General features: G+C 68.7%; 14 protein-coding genes and 1 pseudogene. 7 read left to right on the top strand and 8 right to left on the bottom strand.

Annotation, left to right across the window (positions count from 1 at the left end; translation table 11 throughout):
- Positions 1-19: 19 nt before the first annotated feature.
- From BO996_RS05585 to BO996_RS05570, 4 genes are all read left to right on the top strand, one after another.
- On the top strand, positions 20-3,193 hold the full coding sequence (locus BO996_RS05585) for an efflux RND transporter permease subunit (RefSeq protein WP_043820374.1): 3,174 nt from the start codon (positions 20-22) through the stop codon (positions 3,191-3,193).
- Positions 3,194-3,421: 228 nt separating this feature from the next.
- Entirely contained in the window at positions 3,422-4,945 is a 1,524-nt protein-coding gene (locus tag BO996_RS05580) for a purine-cytosine permease family protein (RefSeq protein WP_071954219.1), read from the top strand.
- Complete coding sequence (locus BO996_RS05575; RefSeq protein WP_071954218.1) at positions 4,942-5,694, top strand: carbon-nitrogen hydrolase family protein; 753 nt, start codon at positions 4,942-4,944, stop codon at positions 5,692-5,694. The genes BO996_RS05580 and BO996_RS05575 overlap by 4 nt, the downstream gene beginning before the upstream one ends.
- Before the next feature lie 186 nt (positions 5,695-5,880).
- Positions 5,881-6,231 (top strand): DUF4148 domain-containing protein, encoded by a 351-nt coding sequence (locus tag BO996_RS05570; RefSeq protein WP_012203017.1) that lies wholly within the window; start codon positions 5,881-5,883, stop codon positions 6,229-6,231.
- A 62-nt stretch (positions 6,232-6,293) separates the two neighbouring features.
- Here the strand turns inward: BO996_RS05570 and BO996_RS05565 are convergent, their stop codons facing one another.
- A complete protein-coding gene (locus BO996_RS05565) occupies positions 6,294-6,716 on the bottom strand; it encodes a hypothetical protein (RefSeq protein ID WP_063327414.1) in 423 nt (140 codons plus the stop codon).
- Between the two features lie 118 nt (positions 6,717-6,834).
- On the opposite strand from BO996_RS05565, the gene BO996_RS05560 reads away from it, so the two are divergent.
- The gene (locus BO996_RS05560; RefSeq protein ID WP_071954217.1) at positions 6,835-7,857 is read left to right on the top strand and encodes a hypothetical protein; all 1,023 of its coding nucleotides are present in this window, start codon (positions 6,835-6,837) and stop codon (positions 7,855-7,857) included.
- A 76-nt stretch (positions 7,858-7,933) separates the two neighbouring features.
- On the opposite strand, the gene BO996_RS05555 is transcribed toward BO996_RS05560, so the two are convergent.
- From BO996_RS05555 to purU, 3 genes are all read right to left on the bottom strand, one after another.
- A complete protein-coding gene (locus BO996_RS05555) occupies positions 7,934-9,445 on the bottom strand; it encodes an FAD-linked oxidase C-terminal domain-containing protein (protein WP_013804417.1) in 1,512 nt (503 codons plus the stop codon).
- Between the two features lie 142 nt (positions 9,446-9,587).
- On the bottom strand, positions 9,588-10,511 hold the full coding sequence (locus tag BO996_RS05550; protein WP_012203013.1) for a LysR substrate-binding domain-containing protein: 924 nt from the start codon (positions 10,509-10,511) through the stop codon (positions 9,588-9,590).
- A gap of 19 nt (positions 10,512-10,530) precedes the next feature.
- Entirely contained in the window at positions 10,531-11,379 is an 849-nt protein-coding gene (gene purU / locus BO996_RS05545; RefSeq protein WP_013804418.1) for a formyltetrahydrofolate deformylase, read from the bottom strand.
- A 73-nt stretch (positions 11,380-11,452) separates the two neighbouring features.
- Here purU and BO996_RS05540 point away from each other — a divergent pair, with 73 nt between their 5' ends.
- Positions 11,453-13,408 carry a putative bifunctional diguanylate cyclase/phosphodiesterase gene (locus tag BO996_RS05540; RefSeq protein WP_180318231.1) on the top strand — a complete coding sequence of 652 codons (1,956 nt, stop codon included), beginning with the start codon at positions 11,453-11,455 and terminating at the stop codon, positions 13,406-13,408.
- Positions 13,409-13,487: 79 nt separating this feature from the next.
- Here BO996_RS05540 and hmpA read toward each other — a convergent pair whose 3' ends face one another.
- On the bottom strand, positions 13,488-14,714 hold the full coding sequence (gene hmpA, locus BO996_RS05535) for an NO-inducible flavohemoprotein (RefSeq protein WP_071954216.1): 1,227 nt from the start codon (positions 14,712-14,714) through the stop codon (positions 13,488-13,490).
- Between the two features lie 120 nt (positions 14,715-14,834).
- Here hmpA and norR point away from each other — a divergent pair.
- Positions 14,835-16,417 (top strand): annotated as a pseudogene (norR, locus tag BO996_RS05530) (nitric oxide reductase transcriptional regulator NorR).
- Here norR and BO996_RS05525 read toward each other — a convergent pair.
- From BO996_RS05525 to BO996_RS05515, 3 genes are all read right to left on the bottom strand, one after another.
- Positions 16,401-17,321, bottom strand: coding sequence for a DMT family transporter (locus BO996_RS05525; RefSeq protein ID WP_034389992.1), 921 nt, complete (start codon positions 17,319-17,321; stop codon positions 16,401-16,403). The pseudogene norR and the gene BO996_RS05525 overlap by 17 nt on opposite strands.
- 88 nt (positions 17,322-17,409) lie before the next feature.
- The gene (locus BO996_RS05520) at positions 17,410-17,829 is read right to left on the bottom strand and encodes an FKBP-type peptidyl-prolyl cis-trans isomerase (RefSeq protein ID WP_071954215.1); all 420 of its coding nucleotides are present in this window, start codon (positions 17,827-17,829) and stop codon (positions 17,410-17,412) included.
- A 33-nt stretch (positions 17,830-17,862) separates the two neighbouring features.
- A complete protein-coding gene (locus BO996_RS05515; protein WP_071954214.1) occupies positions 17,863-19,005 on the bottom strand; it encodes a pyridoxal-phosphate-dependent aminotransferase family protein in 1,143 nt (380 codons plus the stop codon).
- Between the last annotated feature and the right edge of the window lie 42 nt (positions 19,006-19,047).

Below are 19,047 nucleotides of genomic sequence, written 5' to 3'. Positions count from 1 at the left end.
GGCATGAACGGAGAACTCCATGTTTGAACGCATCATCCGATTTGCCATAGAGCAGCGCTGGCTGGTCCTGCTGGCCGTGCTGGCCATGGCGGGCCTGGGCATCTACAACTACCAGCGCCTGCCGATCGACGCCGTGCCCGACATCACCAATGTCCAGGTGCAGATCAACACCCAGGCCAGCGGCTACTCGCCGCTGGAGACCGAGCAGCGCGTCACCTATCCCATAGAGACGGTGATGGCCGGCCTGCCCCACCTGGAGCAGACGCGCTCGCTGTCGCGCTACGGCCTGTCCCAGGTCACCGTGGTGTTCAAGGACGGCACGGACATCTACTTCGCACGGCAGCTGGTGGGCGAGCGCATACAGCAGGCGCGCGACAGCCTGCCTGCCGGCATCACGCCCACACTGGGCCCCATCTCCACGGGCCTGGGCGAGATCTACCTGTGGACCGTGGAAGCCGAGGACGATGCGAAAAAGCCCGACGGCACGCCCTACACACCCATGGACCTGCGCGAGATCCAGGACTGGGTCATCAAGCCGCAGCTGCGCAACGTGCCCGGCGTGACCGAGATCAACTCCATCGGCGGCTACGCCAAGGAGTACCTGGTGGCGCCAGCGCCCGAGAAGCTGGCGGCCTACGGCTTCACGCTGGCCGACATCGTCACCGCCCTGCAGCGCAACAACAGCAACGTGGGGGCGGGCTATATCGAGCGCCAGGGCGAGCAGTACCTGATCCGCGCGCCAGGCCAGGTGGGCGGCATCGCCGACATCCGCGAGGTCATCGTGGGCTCGGCCCAGGGCCAGCCCATCCGCATCCGCGACCTGGCCGAGGTCGGCCTGGGCCAGGAGCTGCGCACGGGCGCGGCCACCGACAACGGCCGCGAGGTGGTGCTGGGAACGGTGTTCATGCTGATCGGTGAGAACAGCCGCACCGTCTCGCGCGCCGTGGACCAGCGCATGGCCGAGATCAACCGGGGCCTGCCCCCGGGCGTCAAGGCCATCACCGTCTACGACCGCACCAACCTGGTGGACAAGGCCATCGCCACGGTCAAGAAAAACCTGGTGGAGGGCGCGGCCCTGGTGGTGGTCATCCTCTTCCTGTTCCTGGGCAACCTGCGCGCGGCGCTGATCACGGCGCTGATCATCCCGCTGTCCATGCTGTTCACCTTCACGGGCATGGTGCACTACAAGGTCAGCGCCAACCTCATGAGCCTGGGGGCGCTGGACTTCGGCATCATCATCGACGGCGCCGTGGTCATCGTGGAGAACTGCGTGCGCCGCCTGGCCCATGCGCAGGAGGCGCGAGGACGGTCGCTGACGCGCAGCGAACGCTTCCATGAAGTCTTCGCCGCCGCGAAGGAAGCGCGCCGCCCGCTGCTGTTCGGCCAGCTCATCATCATGGTGGTCTACCTGCCCATCTTCGCGCTCACGGGCGTGGAGGGGAAGATGTTCCATCCCATGGCGCTGACGGTGGTCATTGCGCTGGCCGGCGCCATGCTGCTGTCCATCACCTTCATCCCGGCGGCGATTGCGCTGTTCATGGGCGACAAGGTGGCCGAGAAGGAAAACCGCCTCATGGGCTGGGCGCGCCGCGGCTATGCGCCCGTGCTGGCGCGCGTCATGGCCGCGCCCGCCGTGGTGCTCACGGCCGCCGCCGTGGCCGTGGCGCTGAGCCTGCTGCTGGCCACGCGCCTGGGCAGCGAGTTCGCGCCCAACCTCAACGAGGGGGACTTCGCCATCCAGGCGCTGCGCATCCCCGGCACCAGCCTTACGCAGTCGCTGGAAATGCAGATGCAGATCGAGAAGGCGCTCAAGAAGGAGTTCCCCGAGATCGACCGCGTGTTCGCGCGCACCGGCACGGCCGAGATCGCCTCCGACCCCATGCCGCCCAACATCTCCGACGGCTACATCATGCTGAAAGCCCGCAGCGAGTGGCCCGACCCGGCGCGCCCGCGCGATGAGCTGCTGGCCGCCGTGCAGGCGTCGGTGGACCGCATCCCTGGCAACAACTACGAGTTCTCCCAGCCCATCCAGCTGCGCTTCAACGAGCTGATCTCGGGCGTGCGCAGCGACGTGGCCGTGAAGATCTTCGGCGACGACATGGCCGTGCTGGAGAAAAGCGCCCAGACCGTGGCCGGCATGCTGCAGCAGATTTCGGGCGCCTCCGAGGTCAAGATCGAGCAGACCACGGGCCTGCCCATGCTCACCGTGCAGATCGACCGCGAAAAGGCCTCGCGCTACGGCCTGAACATGGGCGATGTGCAGGACGCCATCAGCACCGCCATGGGCGGCACCGAGGCCGGCACGGTATTCCAGGGCGACCGGCGCTTCGACATCCAGGTGCGCCTGCCGGACGCCGTGCGCAACGACCTGCAGGCCCTGAGCCGCCTGCCCATCGCCCTGCCGCGCGGGGCGGACGGGCGCATCGGCTTCGTGCCGCTGTCGGCCGTGGCCACGTTCGAGACCGCGCCCGGCCCCAACCAGGTCAGCCGCGAAGACGGCAAGCGCCGCATCGTGGTCAGCGCCAATGTGCGCGGGCGCGACATGGGCTCCTTCGTGGGCGAGGCACAGCAAAAGCTGCAAGGCCTGTCGCTGCCGCCCGGCTACTGGACGCGCTGGGGCGGCACCTTCGAGAACCTGGAGTCGGCCACGCGCCGCCTGCAGATCGTCGTGCCCGTGGCCCTGCTCATGGTCTTCGTGCTGCTGTTCGCCATGTTCGGCAATGTGCGCGACGGGCTGGTGGTCTTCACGGGCATTCCGTTCGCGCTCACGGGCGGCATCCTGGCGCTGTGGCTGCGCGACATACCGCTGTCCATCTCGGCGGCGGTGGGCTTCATCGCGCTGTCGGGCGTGGCCGTGCTCAACGGCCTGGTCATGATCTCCTGGATCAGAACCTTGCGCGAACAGGGCGCCAGCGTGCCCGACGCCGTGACCGAGGGCGCGCTCACCCGGCTGCGCCCCGTGCTGATGACGGCCCTTGTCGCCTCGCTGGGCTTCGTGCCCATGGCCATTGCCACGGGCACGGGCGCCGAGGTGCAGCGGCCGCTGGCCACGGTGGTGATCGGCGGCATCCTGTCGTCCACGCTGCTGACCTTGCTGGTGCTGCCGCTGCTGTACCGGCTGGTACACCGCAACGACCCGTCGGAGGCGGACGCCGCAGGCACAGTGCCCACGGCATCGGCACCAGCCGCGTAGCACGCCACCCACGCCACCCACGCCCCCCCATGCCGCCTGGCAGGCCCTGTGGCAGCCAGGCGGCGCGGGCTTTTTTCATGCCCGGCCGCCTTGGCACCAGGGGCTGGCCGGCTGGCCAAACATCTTTTCCAGTCGATGTGAACGTCGCGCATCAGGCATGGAGCGGCGGCAGGCTCCTACCTAGAATTTGTCCCACAACAGCAAGGACAACGGGAGGGAGACAAGGCCATGAACAGCCCCGCCAGCGGACAGCACGGCCGTGCCCGCATCGCCGTGGAGAGCCGGTCCATCGACTGCATTCCCGACAGCGAGCGCCACGCGCGGCTCGCCGACCAGGGGCCGTTCTGGTTCCTGGGCAACTTCCACTTCTTCACGCTTTCCATCGGCTTCGTCGGCCCGTCGCTGGGGCTCTCGGCGCCCTGGAGCGCCCTGGCCGGGACGCTGGGCATCATGTTCGGCACGCTGTTCATGGCGCTGCACGGCGCGCAGGGGCCGCAGCTGGGGCTGCCGCAGATGATCCAGTCGCGCGCGCAGTTCGGCTTTCGCGGCGTCACCCTGCCGCTGTGCGCCACGCTGCTGGTGTTCACGGGGTTCAACGTCGTCAACGTCTCGCTCATCATGCAGGGCATGCAGGCCGTGTTCGGCCTGCCGCCAGCGCCCACGGCCTGCGTGGCCGTGGCGGTGGGCGCCGTGCTGGCGGTCTGCGGCCACGATGTGATGCACAGGGCCTTCCGCTGCGCGCTGATGCTGGCGCTGCCGCTGTATGCGCTGGCCACGCTGGCGTTGCTGGCAGGCATGGGCGAGCCCGCCTTGCACGTTCGGCCGGAGCCATTGCCAGGATTCGCATGGAGCGCCTTTGCCGCGCAGTTCACCATCGCGGCCAGCTACAACATCTCCTATGCGCCCTATGTGTCCGACTATTCGCGCTACCTGCCGCGCCATACCGCGCCCCGCCGTCTGATCGCGGCCATCTTCCTGGGCGCCTCGCTGTCCGGGGCCTGGATGATCGGGCTGGGCGCGTGGATGGCGCAGCGGCTGCAGGCCGGCGACGCGCTGGCGGCGCTGGGACGGATCGGCACCGACCTGTTCCCGGTCGCGGACCGGCTGCTGCCTGCCCTGGCCGTCGTGGCCTTCGTGCCCATCATCGCCCTCAACACCTACAGCGCGGCGCTGACCGTGCTCACGGCGGCGGATTCGCTGGGCGGCCTGCGCCCCACACGCAGCGCACGCGGTGCACGCGAAGCACTCGGCACACTCGGTGCACGCATCGGTGCCATCGCCGCCATCAGCGCCGCCATCCTCGCGTGCGTGCTGTCCATCCAGGGCAGCGGCGTGGCATTGCTGCATTCCTTCCTGGCGCTGCTGCTGTACTTCCTGGTGCCGTGGACGGCGGTCAACCTCGTGGACTACTTCCTGGTGCGCAAGGGCCGCTACGCCATCGCCGATTTCTTCACGCCACAGGGCATCTACGGCGCCTGGGGCTGGCGCGGCATCTGCGCCTATCTGGGCGGCTTTGCGGCCATGGTGCCCTTCTTCCACATCCACGACGCCACGGACGGCCATGCGGTCTTCATCGGCTGGGCTGCGCAGCGGCTCGGCGGCGTGGACTTCGCCTGGCTGCCGGGCATTCTCGTAGCCGGCAGCCTTTACTGGGTGCTGGCCCGCAACCTGGATCTGCAGGCCGAGGAGGCCGCCAGTTGCCAGCCGCGGCAGGACAGCCACCCTTTGCATCTCAAGGAGCGCACACCATGACGGAGCACCGCATCCGCATCATCCAGCCCCGTCTGCGTGACGGCGACATTGCCGGCAACCTGGCGATGACGCTGAAGACGATCAGGGCCAGCGCGGGGCAGGCCGACCTGCTGGTCTTTCCCGAAACCTGCATCAGCGGATTTCCCCGGCCGGACAACGTGGCGCAGCTGGCCGAGCCGCTGGACGGCCCCTCGGCCACTGCGCTGCGCGAGGCCGCGCGGCAAGCCGGCGTGGCCGTCGCCATCGGCCTGGCCGAAGCAGACCGGGGCCGTCACTTCAACGCAGGCCTGCTGATCGATGCCGATGGCCAGGTGCTGCTGCACTACCGCAAGACCATGCTCTACGACTCGGACCACGGGGTCTTCGAGGCCGGGGATCGCCAGCCCGTCTGCACATGGCGCGGCCTGCGAGTGGGACTGCTGATCTGCTTCGACATCGAGTTTCCGGTACCGGCCCGCGCCCTGGGCGTGCAGGGCGTGGACCTGATCGTGCTGATGGACGGGATGATGCACCCCTACGGCCACATCCATCGCCACGCCGTGCCCGTGCGCGCCATGGACAACCAGTGCTACATCGCCATGGCCAACCGCGCCGGTCCCGGCGACAGCTACGCCTTCTGCGGCGAAAGCCAGTTCGCCGATCCCTTCGGCCAGACGCTGGCGCGCATCGCGGGCGATGCCGAGGGTCTGCTGGACGTGCGCCTGGACCCTCTGGCGACCGGCCGCGCGCGTGCGCAGTACCGGGGGTGACGAGCGCCGAGGCGCCGCAGTGTCTCGGTCATCGCGGTCATCTGTGTCGGTTGTATGACAGCAATGTCACCATCCTGTGGGGCTGGTGTGGGCACGTGATTTCTACATTGGAGTCCTCTCCTCGGCGTTCCGCATCGCGGGGCGTGGGGAGAACGAATTACCAACGTGCCTGAAAGGAATCACATCATGTCGCAACGCCGCTTCACCCCCGCCACCCTCATCGCCGGCCTGGCCGCATCGGCAGCGCTGCTGCTGCCCGGCATGGCATCGGCGGCCGGATACATCCACCCGGCCAACAACGAGGCGGGCGCCGTCGTCCACCCCGAGCATTTCAAGAGCAGCAAGACACGCGCCCAGGTGATTGCCGACGCCGAGGCAGCCGTGCGCCAGGGCGGCACCTCGCGCTTCAATGCCAGCGTCTATCCGGCTCCCGCACCGCAGACCGGCGCGGGCAAGACACGCCAGGAAGTGATCAATGAACTGATCAACGAAACGCCCGCCCAGCGCGATGCACGCCAGCGTGCCATGGGTGGCTGATGCGCAGGCGGGGCCCGTGCCCCGCAGGTGCCGGATCAATGCAAACCCGACGCGCCGCCTGGCTACGAGCCTGCGGCGCGTTCCGCTTCCTCGGCATCATGGGCGCGCGCAATGGCCAGGATCACGTCGCGCGCCAGCCGGCGCTTGGGCACGGGAAGGCGCAGGTAGATCTTGAACAGCTCGTTGTCCTCATAGCCCAGGCCTGCGGACCAGGTGCTCTTGGGCTCGCGCACCTCGCGAACCTGCTGCGGCGAGCGCAGGAACTCCTCCAGCGGCACCTGCAGCCAGTCGGCCAGCGCAGCGAGTTTCTTGGCGTTGGGCATGGTCTTGCCGACCAGCCAAAGGCGCACGCCGTGCTGGGACATGGGCTTGCCCCAGAAACGGGAATTGAACTCGTGCTCCAGCACGGCAGGCCTGGCTTCATAGCCCTGGGCCTGCATTGAATCACGTAATTTTTGAGCAAACCGCTGCTTTGCATCCTGCATGCGCGAACGCTATGGGATTGGTCTGATTGAGATGTGAGTATTGATAAAAATCACATCTCTTTTTGATTGATAGTTAATATCAACCATCGATCTGGAAATCACATGCACGGGGGAGCAAATGCGTTGGCAACGAGTGTGGCTGCTGCCCTCGAGCCTTGTACTGGTGCTGGGCGGTTGCGGCGGTGACGACGGTGATGTCCTGGCGGTCCAGGCCGCGTCCTGGGGCGGTGCATCGGGGGTCTCGATAGGCCAGATGCTCCAGGAGAGGAACGCATGCGCGCGCAGTGCATGGCGCAGCGTGGGCGATGGAAGCGGCGGGCGCATCGTCGAGTACACCTGCGAGAGATCAGGCACGCATGGATACCTGCAGCTGCGTCTGCGCCAGGATGCCGAGCAGCTGCAGCAAGCGGCCGATGGCGAGCAGGCGCGGTTCGAGGCCCGGCTGCGTGGCGGCTGGCGCGAATTGCTGATGCTGGAGCGCCAGCGCCAGGAGATGCTGGGCCGCCATCGGCTTGAGGCGCAGCAGGACGCGGAACGCATGCGCCTGCACCTGGAAGACCTGCGCATGCTGGAGGAAATGACAGACTGCCGCAGCTTCCGTCCGCAAGGGCTGGGCGCCGAAGCAGCTCCGCAGCGGCTGGTGCTGGCCGCCGACGCGTGCGTGCGTTCCGGGCGCCCCGCCGAGCCGGTCTACGCATGCGAACGCAAGCAGACGCTGGAGCGCATGCGCGCAGCCCTGCCACGCTACGACGAGGCACGGCTGGGGCGCGAGGCGGCTCTGCGGGCACTGGAGCGCACGCTAGAGCAGCAGGAGGCGGCACTGCGCAGACTGGAGGAGGACCGACCCGAGACAGGGGAGCGCATCCGCAGATCCCTGGCCGAGCGGCTGGAGGCGATGCGCCTGCGGCTGAACCAGGTCGGCCGTGTGCGCGAACTCACGCGCTGGGGCGTGGCCGGTGCGCGCGTGGTCTACCTGGACACCGCCTTGGCGATGGAATGCGGCTTGCGCACCCTGTCCCATGCCGTACCACTGGAGGCCATGATCGAAGACCTCGCGGAGGACCTGGCCGTGCCCCGGCAGGAAGCTGCGCTGGCCCGCGCGCTCGATGGGCTGTGGCTGCGCTGCCTGCAGCAGCCGTGACCAGCGGGTTGCATGCCTCTCGTTGCACAGTGCTCTTTGCACGGAGCCGGTTGCACCGCGCCCGTTGCACGTCGCCTCAGAATCTCGGCAGGTCCGGGTGTGAGATCTGGCCGCCGCGCACCAGCATCTTTCCGTACTCGGCGCAGCGGTTGAGCGTGGGAATCACCTTGCCGGGGTTGAGCAGGGCCTGCGGGTCGAAGGCGGCCTTGAGCGCGAACATCTGGTCGTTCTCGGCCGTGGTGAACTGGGTGCACATGGAGTTGAGCTTTTCCACACCCACGCCATGCTCGCCCGTGACCGTGCCGCCCATGGCCACGCTGGTCTCCAGGATGTCGGCGCCGAACAGCTCGCAGCGGTGCAGCTCGTCGGGGTCGTTGGCATCGAACAGGATCAGCGGGTGCAGGTTGCCGTCGCCCGCGTGGAAGACGTTGGCGCAGCGCAGGCCGTATTTCTTTTCCATCTCCTGGATGGCCAGCAGGATGTCGGCCAGGCGCTTGCGCGGGATGGTGGAGTCCATGCACATGTAGTCGGGGCTGATGCGCCCGCTGGCAGGAAAGGCGTTCTTGCGCCCGCTCCAGAAGCGCAGGCGCTCGGCCTCGCTTTCGCTCACCGTGATGGCCGTGGCCCCGGCGCCGCGCAGCACCTCGCTCATGTGGGCGATCTCTTCCTCGACTTCCTCGGGCGTGCCGTCGCTCTCGCACAGCAGGATGGCCTCGGCCGTGAGGTCGTAGCCGGCCTTGACGAAGTCCTCGACGGCGGCCGTCATGGGCTTGTCCATCATCTCCAGCCCGGCCGGGATGATGCCGGCCGCGATCACGGCGGCCACGGCGTCGCCGGCCTTGCGCACGTCGTCGAAGCTGGCCATGATGCAGCGCGCCAGCTGGGGCTTGGGGATCAGGCGCACGGTGACTTCGGTGGTCACGGCCAGCATGCCCTCGCTGCCGACCAGGATGGCCAGCAGGTCGAAGCCCGGCGTGTCCAGTGCCGTGGAGCCGAACTCCACCGGCTCGCCCTCCACGGTGAAGCCGCGCACCTTGAGCACGTTGTGCACCGTCAGCCCGTACTTGAGGCAGTGCACGCCGCCCGAATTCTCGGCCACGTTGCCGCCGATGGTGCAGGCGATCTGGCTGCTGGGATCGGGCGCGTAGTACAGGCCGAAGGGCGCGGCGGCCTCGCTGATGGCCAGGTTGCGCACGCCGCACTGCACCACGGCCGTGCGGCTGGCCGCATCGACCTGGAGGATCTTGTTGAACTTGGCCAGCGACAGCGTCACGCCCATGGGATGGGGCAAGGCACCGCCCGACAGCCCGGTGCCCGCGCCGCGTGCGATCACGGGCACCTGGATGGCGTGGCAGGCTCGCAGCACGGCCTGGACCTGGGCCTCGGTCTCGGGCAGGCAGACCACCAGCGGGCGCTGGCGGTAGGCCGTGAGGCCGTCGCATTCATAGGGCGTGGTGTCCTCGGCATTCCACAGCAGGGCGTGGGCGGGCACATGGCGGGCCAGCGCGGCCACGACCTCGGCCTGGCGCCGTGCGCGCTCGGAGACTGTGGGCTGCTGGTGGGCCGCATCGGCGGCGGCCGACGCCATGGCGCCGGGAGCGGGGCTGGCTGGGGAGCTGGCGGGAGTCATGGAGCCTGACTTTAGGCGATGCCGCCGTCTTTGTGCAGCGGGGCTGCGCTGATGTTTATTGCAACGGCGCGTGAAATCCGTGAAATCAGTTATGGGCGCCTCAGCAGGCCATCGCCCTCTTCAACCATTCAGCAAAGGCCGCGCATTCCCAGCGGTCCATGGTGCCGGTACGCCAGCACAGGTAGTGGGCATGGGGGCTGGCCGTGTCCACGTCGAACAGGCGCACCAGGGTGCCGTTGTCCAGCCAGGGCGCGCCCAGCTTGTGGCGCACCAGGGCGATGCCCATGCCGGCCGAGGCCGCGTCGCACATCAGGCCGATGTCGTTGAACTGCGAGCCCTCGTGCGGCTCGGGCCAGTCCAGGCCGGTGGCGCCGAACCAGGTGCGCCAGGGCTCCAGCGGGCTGCGCAGCAGGGGCATGCCTTCCAGGTCCTGGGGCTGCTCGAAGGGGCCGTGCTCGCGGATGAAGGCCGGCGAGGCGAGCGGCGTGACCACGTCGCGCGCCAGCTCGATGTGCTCCACATCGGCATAGTGGCCGGGGCCGAAGCGCACCATCAGGTCGGCATCCTCGGCCACCACGTCCAGCAGCGGGATGGAGACCTGCAGGGCGATGTCGATCTCGGGATAGGTTTCCGTGAACTGGCGCAGGCGCGGGATCAGGATCACGCGCGCAAAGGTGGGCGTGACCGCAAGCTTGAGCCTGCGGCGGCCCGGTGCCGTCACCTCGCCCGGAAAGCGCTGCAGCGCGCCCAGGCCCTCGCGCACGTGGGACAGGTAGGCGCTGCCTTCGGTGGTGAGCGAAAAGTCCGAGCGGCCGAACAGCCGCGTGCCCAGGATCTGCTCGAGCTGGCGCACGCGGTGGCTGACGGCGCTGGGCGTGACGCACAGCTCCTCGGCCGTCTGCGTCACGCTGCGCAGCCGCGCCAGCGCCTCGAAAGTGAGCAGGCACTGTATGGGCGGAATGCGGCGGGCGCCGCTGCCGGGCGGGGCAAAGCCGCTGCCGGCGGCAAGGGTCACGTTCGCCATGGGCGGCCGGGAACCGGCTTCAGCGGAAGACCACGGTCTTGTGGCCGTTGAGGATGACGCGGTGCTCGCTGTGCCACTTGACGGCGCGGGCCAGCACCTGGCTCTCGGTGTCGCGGCCGCGGGCCGTGAGGTCCTCCACGGTGTCGGTGTGGTCGGCGCGGGCCACGTCCTGCTCGATGATCGGACCTTCGTCCAGGTCGGCCGTCACATAGTGGGCCGTGGCGCCGATCAGCTTCACGCCGCGGTCATGGGCCTGGTAGTAGGGCTTGGCGCCCTTGAAGCTGGGCAGGAAGCTGTGGTGGATGTTGATCGCGCGGCCTGCCAGCTTGGTGCACAGGTCGTTGGACAGCACCTGCATGTAGCGCGCCAGCACCACGAGCTCGGCGCCTTCGGCCTCGATGATCTCGAACTGCTTTGCCTCGGCCTGGGCCTTGGTGGCAGCCGTGACGGGGATGTGGTGGAAGGGGATGTTGTAGCTGGCCGCCAGCTGGTAGAACTCGCGGTGGTTGCTGATGATGGCGCGGATGTCCACCGGCAGCAGGCCGCTCTTCCAGCGAAACAGCAGGTCGTTGAGGCAGTGGCCTTCCTTGCTGACCATGAGCACGGTCTTCATGGCTTCGGCCTTGGTGTGCAGGCGCCACTTCATCTGGTACTGGCCGCCCAGGTCGGCCAGGGCCGCCCTCAGAGCCGCGGGATCGCAGCCGTTGCAGGCAAATTGCACGCGCATGAAGAACAGTCCGGTGGCCGGGTCGTTATACTGCGCGGCCTCTTCGATGTTGCCGCCTTGCTCGAGCAGAAAGCCCGAGACGGCATGTACCAGACCGAGCCGGTCGGGGCACGAAAGGGTAAGAATATAGGCTTGGGTCATAGCGGCGCAATTGTCGCAGCATGGACACGACCCTGCGCAAGTCACACGTTCTGGGAACGTTCTGAGGAACCACATGCAAGATCAGGGAGAGCAGCCCCGAATACCGCTCTGGGGCGCAATGACCCTGTACGTGTGCGCAGGTCTGCTGTGGCTCTGGGGCGTGGAATGGCTGCTGGCGCACCTGCAGATTCCGCCCGAGGCGGCGGCGCAGCGGCGCATGCTGTCCTCGGTGACCCTGGTGCTGGTCACGGCCGTGGGCGGCGGCTGGCTGCTGTGGCGCATGCGCCGTGGAGAGCGCACTGCCCATGCCGCGATGGCCGCCGGGCGGGAGGCCGACGAACGCCAGCGCCTGGCCACCGCCGTGGTGGACAACACCATGGAGGGCGTGGTCGTCACCGACGCGCGCAGCCGCATCCTCTCGGTCAACAGCGCCTTCACGCGGCTGCTGGGCTATACCGAGCAGGAAATGCTGGGCAAGACCCCGCGCATGTTCAAGTCCGGCCGCCATGACAAGGCCTTCTACGAGGCCATGTGGGACAGCATGCAGGCCACGGGCCACTGGCAGGGCGAGATCTGGAACCGCCGCAAGAACGGCGAGGTCTTCCCCGAGCGCATGTCGCTCAGCGCCGTCAAGGACGCACAGGGCAAGGTCACGCACTACGTGTGCATGTTCACCGACATCTCGGCCGAGAAGGCGCGCGAGGCCCAGCTCGAATTCCTGGCCCACCGCGACATGCTCACCGGCCTGCCCAACAGCGTGCGCTTCACAGCGCTGCTGGAAGACGCCGTGGCCGAGGCGGCCGCCGAGCAGGGCACGCTGGCCGTGATGCTGCTGAACATCGATCGCTTCAAGGACGTCAACGACAGCTACGGCCACGCCATTGGCGACCAGGTGCTGCGCCACATCGCCGCCCGCGTGCACGACTCCCTGGGACCCCAGGACCTCATAGGTCGCATGGCCGGTGACGAACTGGCCGTGCTGTGCAAGGGCATGAGCGAGCGCGGCGACGCCATCGCCCGTGCACGGCAACTGATCGCGGCGGCCGGCCAGCCCTGGAGCTCGCCGGACGGCCTGTCCGTCATGGCCGGCGTCAGCGTGGGCATCTGCATGTATCCCTCCCACGCCGGCAATGCCCAGGACCTGCTGCAGGGCGCGCATGCCGCCGTCTACGGCGCCAAGTCGCGCAGCGGCCGTGCCTGGTGCTTCTTCGAGGAAGACATGACCTCGGCCGCGCGCGAGCGCCTGGCCATGGAGGCACGGCTGCGGCAGGCCATAGACCTGGGCCACCTGCGCCTGTACTTCCAGCCCCAGATCGACCTGGCCACGGGCCGCCTGGTGGGCGCCGAGGCCCTGGTGCGCTGGCTGGACCCGGACGAGGGCCTCATCTCCCCGGCACGCTTCATTCCCGTGGCCGAAAGCTCGGGCGTCATCGGCGCGTTGGGCCTGTGGGTGCTGCGCGAGGCCTGCGCCCAGGGCCAGCGCTGGCGCGATCAGGGCCTGCCCGAGATGACCATCGCGGTCAACGTCTCGCTGCACCAGTTCCTGCTGACCGACATCGCCGGCGCCACCGCCGACGCGCTGGCCGCCACGGGCTTCGCCCCGCACTGCCTGGAGCTGGAAATCACCGAAAGCGCCCTGGCCGAGCGCCCCGAGGAGGCCCTGGCCGTCATGCGCCGCCTGCGCGCCCAGGGCCTGCGGCTGGCCATCGACGACTTCGGCACCGGCTATTCCTCGCTGGCCCACCTCAAGCGCTTTCCGCTGGACCTGCTCAAGATCGACCAGGGCTTCATCCGCGATATCCCGCACAGCGCGGACGACATGGCCATCAGCGGATCGGTGATCGCGCTGGGGCATGCCATGGGGCTCAAGGTTCTGGCCGAGGGCGTGGAGACGGCCGAGCAACTGGCATTCCTGCGCGGCAAGGGGTGCGACTTCTTCCAGGGCTATCTGTGCAGCAAGCCCTTGCCCGCACAGGCGTTTGGGGAGTGGGTGTCGGACAACCAGGGCATGTGGGCCGTGCAGGGCTGATCGCCCGATGCACGGCGGGCCAAGGCCCGGCCCCTGCTCCACCACTCAGGCCAGGGGACCCGAGCGGATCGACGGCAAATCAGGCCAACGCCTCCGCCGGCCCAAAGAATTCATAGCGGACCTGCCCTTCCGGCACCCCCAACACCCGCAATGATTCCTTCACCGACCGCATGAACGGCCGGGGCCCCAGGAAATACACATCGGCATCCACTGAAGGCAGCCACTCACCCAACTGCCGGGCGGTCAGCAGTCCCTGCGCATCGGCCTTATCGCCCTCCTCCACCCGGTCATAGCAGTAGTACCGGCTGAGCTGCGGATGCTCCGCGGCCAGCGCATCCACACGTTCACGGAAGGCGTGAACACCGCGCTCACGCGCGCAGTGGATGAAGACCACGGGACGCTTGCTGGGCAAGGCCGCATCCAGCATGGGCAGGGTCGGCGTGATGCCCACGCCGCCGCTGATCAGCACCAGCGGACGCTCGCCGGGCTGCAGCGTGAAGTGGCCTGCGGGCGGGAACAGCTGCAGCGTGTCGCCGACGTGGACCCGGTCGTGCAGGAAGCTGGAGACCTTGCCGCCTGCCTCGCGCTTGACGCTGATGCGCAGGCTGCGGCCATCGGCGGGCGCGGACAGCGAGTAGTTGCGCCGCTGCTCCTGGCCGTCCACCACCAGGCGCAGGCCGATGTACTGGCCGGGCTGGTGGGCGATGACGGGGCCGCCATCGGCCGGCACCAGGTAGAACGAGGTGATCTCGGCGCTTTCCGCCACCTTGTCCTCGACCACGAAGGCACGCTCGCCGCGCCAGCCGCCCTCGGCCGCCGCCGTGCGGTCATAGGCCTGGCGTTCGGCGCCGATCAGGATGTCGGCCAGCTGCTGGTAGGCGGCGCCCCAGGCATTGATGACCTCGTCGGTGGCGATCTCGGCGCCCAGCACTTCGCGGATGGCGCGCAGCAGGCAGGTGCCGACGATGGGGTAGTGCTCGGGCTGCACCTGCAGAGCCACATGCTTGTTGATGATCTGCGCGGGCAGATCGCCCAGGGCTTCGAGCCGGTCGATGTGCCTGGCGTACATGAGCACGCTATAGGCCAGGGCACGCGGCTGGGCACCGCTTTGCTGGTGGGCCATGTTGAACAGGGCGCGCACCTCGGGGTACTCGCCCAGCATGGTCTGGTAGAAGTGGGTGATCAAAGCCTCGCCGCCGGTTTCAAGCAGCGGGACGGTGGATTGGACGATGGCACGTTGGCGGTCGGTCAGCACAAGAAACTCCTTGGGTACGGGGACGGGCATGCCCGGTGCGATGCCGGGCATGCCTTGACAAAGGCAAGTGCCGTGCCAGGACTGCAGCCCTTGCAGAACAAGGGTTTGGCGTTTCATGCGTCAATATGACCTTCGTCAAAACGAGTCTTTTTGACAGCGATCGCAGTCTTTATGACCACATCCACCGCCCTGCATGCCCTGACCCCTCTGGTGGCCGACCTGGCCCAGGACCTGCCCGAGCGCGAGCGCTTTCGCCGCCTGCTGGCAGCCCTGCGCGCCGTGCTGCCGGCCGATGCCGCCGCCCTGCTGCGGCTGGAGGGCGAGTGGCTGCGGCCCGTGGCCATCGATGGCCTGGTGCCCGATGCGCTGGGCCGGCGCTTTCGCATTGCCGAGCACCCGCGCTTCGCCCAGCTGCTGGCGGCGGGCCAGGCCATGCGCTTTGCGCCCGACAGCCCGCTGCCCGATCCCTATGACGGCCTGGTGGCCCAGGGCCACGGGCCGCTGGAGGTGCACGACTGCATGGGCTGCGTGCTGCAGACGGGCGGCCTGCCCTGGGGCCTTCTCACGCTGGACGCGCTGGACCCGGGGCGCTTTGCCGACCCGGCCGCGCTGGCGGCGCTGCAGGCCTTCAGCAACCTGGCGGCGGCCACCGTGACCACGGCCGAGCGGCTGCGCCGGTTGGCGCGCAGTGCGCGCGCCCTGCCCGCGCCCGGCGCCGCCCCGGGGGCGAGTCATCGCGTCCGCTGATCGGCCAGAGCCCGGCCATGCGCGCGCTGCAAAAGGACATCGCCCTGGTCGCGGCCAGCGACCTCAACGTGCTGATCACGGGCGAGACCGGCACGGGCAAGGAACTGGTGGCCCAGGCCGTGCATGCGCAGTCGGCGCGTGCAGGCCGGGCGCTGGTCAGCATCAACTGCGCAGCCCTGCCCGACAACCTGGTCGAAAGCGAGCTGTTCGGCCATGTGCGCGGCGCCTTCACGGGTGCGCTGTCCGAGCGCAGCGGCAAGTTCGAGCAGGCCGACCAGGGCACGCTGTTCCTGGACGAGGTGGGCGAGCTGTCCCTGCCCGTGCAGGCCAAGCTGCTGCGCGTGCTGCAAAGCGGCCAGCTGCAGCGCCTGGGCTCGGACCGCGAGCACCATGTGGACGTGCGCGTGATCGCCGCCACCAACCGCGACCTGGCCGCCGAGGTGGCGGCAGGCCGCATGCGCGCCGATTTCTTCCACCGCCTGAGCGTCTACCCGCTGCGCGTGCCCGCGCTGCGCGAGCGCGACAGCGACGTGCTGATGCTGGCCGGCTTCTTCCTCGAGGAAAACCGTTCGCGCCTGGGCCTGGGCGGACTGCGCCTGCACCCCGCTGCGCAATCGGCCTTGCTGGCCCAGGACTGGCCCGGCAATGTCCGGGAACTGGAGCACCTCATCAGCCGCGGCGTGCTGCGGGCGCTGAGCCGTGCGCCCTCCGCCGCTCCAGCCGGTGGCCGGGCTCGCATGGTCACGCTGGGCCAGGCCGATCTCTGGGATGACGCTCAGCCCCCGGCGACGGCCAGCCCGTCCCTGCCCCTCCCACAGGTCGCATCGCCCGGCGCCAGCTCCCAAGGCCTGCGCGAAGCCGTGGAGAGCTACGAGCGCCATCTGATCGACGCCAGCCTGCAGCGCCACCACGGCAGCTGGGCCGCCGCCGCACGCGAACTGCAGATGGACCGCGCCAACCTACAGCGGCTGGCGCGGCGGCTGGGACTGGTCAGGCAGGACGCCTGAGCGACTTCAGCCACCCATACCCGCTCACCAGCAGCACCCCGGCCAGCACCATCAGTGCCCCGGCCAGGAAGTTGGGCTCGATGGGCTCGCTGAGCAGCCAGGCCCCGAAGACCACGCCGAAGATGGGCGTCATGAAAGAGAACACGCCCAGGCGCGAGGCCAGGTATTGCGTGAGCAGCCAGAACCAGACCAGGAAGCTCACGAAGCAGACCAGCACGGACTGGAAGGCCAGGCCGGCCCAGGCCAGCGGCGTGGGCTCGAAGCGGGTCTGGCCCAGCAGGAAGGCGGCGGGCAGCAGCAGCGCAAAGCCCGTGGCCAGCTGGTAGAGCAGGGTCTGCGCGGCGGGCAGCGATGCCAGCCGCGTGGTGCGGATGGCCACCGTGGTGGCGCCCCAGGCCACGCCGGCGGCCAGCGCCAGCAGGTCGCCCAGCAGCATGGCGGCGCCTGCTGCCTTCGAAGGCTTGCCGCCGCCCAGGAAGGCCAGCGCTATGCCGGCAAAGGCCAGTGCGATGCCCAGCCATTGCAGCGGCGCCAGGCGCTCCGAGGGCAGCTTCCAGTGCAGGCCCAGCGCCGCGAACACGGGGGCGGAATACAGGAAGACCACCACATGGGCGGCCGAGGTGTGGTTGATGCTCTCGCCCACCAGCAGGAATTCCAGCGCAAACAGCGTGCCCACGGCCAGGCCCGGGCGCCAGCTGCCGTCGCCCCACTGCACGCGCATGCCGCGCCAGCGCATGAACAGCCACACCAGCACGGCGCCCACGCCCGAGCGCAGCGCGATCTGCAGCGTGGGCGCAATGGCGTCGGCCGTGGCCTTGAGCAGGATCTGCTGCAGGCTCCAGATCAGGCACAGCATGAGCATCAGCGCGGCGGCGCGCGCGTCCAGCGGTTTGCGTGAATCCACGGCATATCCCTTTCAACGACCGTAAAAAAGCCGGCCCGCAGGCCGGCTTTGCATCAAGCGGGGGCTGGCCCGGCCAGCGGGCCGGCCATCACTTGATGCCCAGCAGTTCCACCTCGAAGTTCAGCGTGGCGTTGGGCGGGATCACGCTGCCCGCGCCACGGCTGCCGTAGGCGATGGAGGGCGGGCAGGTCAGCTTGGCCTTGCCGCCGACCTTCATCTTCTGCACGCCTTCGGTCCAGCAGGGAATCACGCCGGTCAAGGGGAACTCGATGGGCTGGCCACGCGTGATGGAGCTGTCGAAGTCCTTGCCCGTGTCGGGGAAGTAGCCGCGGTAGTGCACGCGCACCGTGTCGCTGGCCTTGGGGCTGGCGCCCGTGCCTTCCTTGAGGCTTTCATAGACCAGGCCGCTGGCCGTGGTGACGGGCTCGGCCGCATGGGCCGTCACGCCGGTGAATGCGGCGAGCATCAGGCCGCAGGAGGCGGCCAGGGTGGTGAGGGTCTTTTTCATCAGGGTTCTTTCAATGCAATGTTTGCAGCGGGTTCACGCCTTGGCGGGGACACCGATGTCGTCAAGGGCCTTGGCGATGTGGCCGACGGTGCGGTCCACGTTGTGCCATTTTTCCAGGCCGAACAGGCCGATGCGGAAGGTCTTGAAGTCCGGGCCTTCCTCGCACTGCAGGGGCACGCCCGAGGCGGTCTGCAGGCCGGCTTCCATGAACTTCTTGCCGCTCTGGATGCCGGGGTCGGTGGTGTAGCTGACGACCACGCCGGGGGCCTTCCAGCCTTCGGCCGCCACGCTGGGAAAGCCGCGCGATTCCAGCAGGGCACGCACCTTGGCGCCCAGGGCGATCTGCTCGTCGCGCACCTTGGCGAAGCCGTAGGCACGCGTCTCCAGCATCACGTCGCGCAGGCGGACCAGGGCGTCGGTGGGCATGGTGGTGTGGTAGGCGTGCTGGCCTTTTTCGTAGCCCTCGGCGATCTGCATCCACTTCTTGAGGTCGCAGGAGAAGCTGGAGCTTTGCGTGTGCTCGATGGCTTCGCGCGCGCGCTGCGAGAGCATGACCATGGCGCAGCACGGCGAGCTGCTCCAGCCCTTTTGCGGCGCGCTGATCAGCACGTCCACGCCGGTCTTTTCCATGTCCACCCACATGGCGCCCGAGGCCACGCAGTCCAGCACGAAGAGCGCGCCCACCTCGTGCGCGGCATCGGCCAGGGTGCGCAGGTAGCTGTCGCTCAGCAGGATGCCGCTGGCCGTCTCCACATGGGGGGCGAACACGACCTTGGGTTTTTCAGTGCGGATGGCGGCGGCCACGTCCTCGGCCGCGCAGGGCGCCCAGGGGTCCTGGCTGCCCGGTCCCTGGCGGCGCGCCTTGCAGACCACGGCGCCGCCGCCCAGGCCGCCTTCCTCGAAGATCTGGGTCCAGCGGTAGCTGAACCAGCCGTTGCGCACGATGAGCACCTTTTCGCGGTTGGCGAACTGGCGCGCCACGGCCTCCATGCCGAAGGTGCCGCTGCCCGGCACCAGCACGGCCGTGTGGGCGTGGTAGACCTCCTGCAGCGTGGTGAGGATGTCCTGCATCACGCCCGCGAAGCGCTTGGACATGTGGTTGAGCGCGCGGTCGGTGTAGACCACCGAGAATTCGAGCAGGCCGTCGGGATCGATATCGGGCAGAAGTCCGGGCATGGGGAGTCTCCAGAGGCAGCGGGGCCTGCACTGCAGGCCCGC

Source organism: Delftia sp. HK171, assembly GCF_001886655.1.
Lineage (GTDB): Bacteria > Pseudomonadota > Gammaproteobacteria > Burkholderiales > Burkholderiaceae_C > Comamonas > Comamonas acidovorans.
Note: the sequence above shows the minus strand (reverse complement) of the source record. Positions and strands in the feature narration are given on the sequence as shown.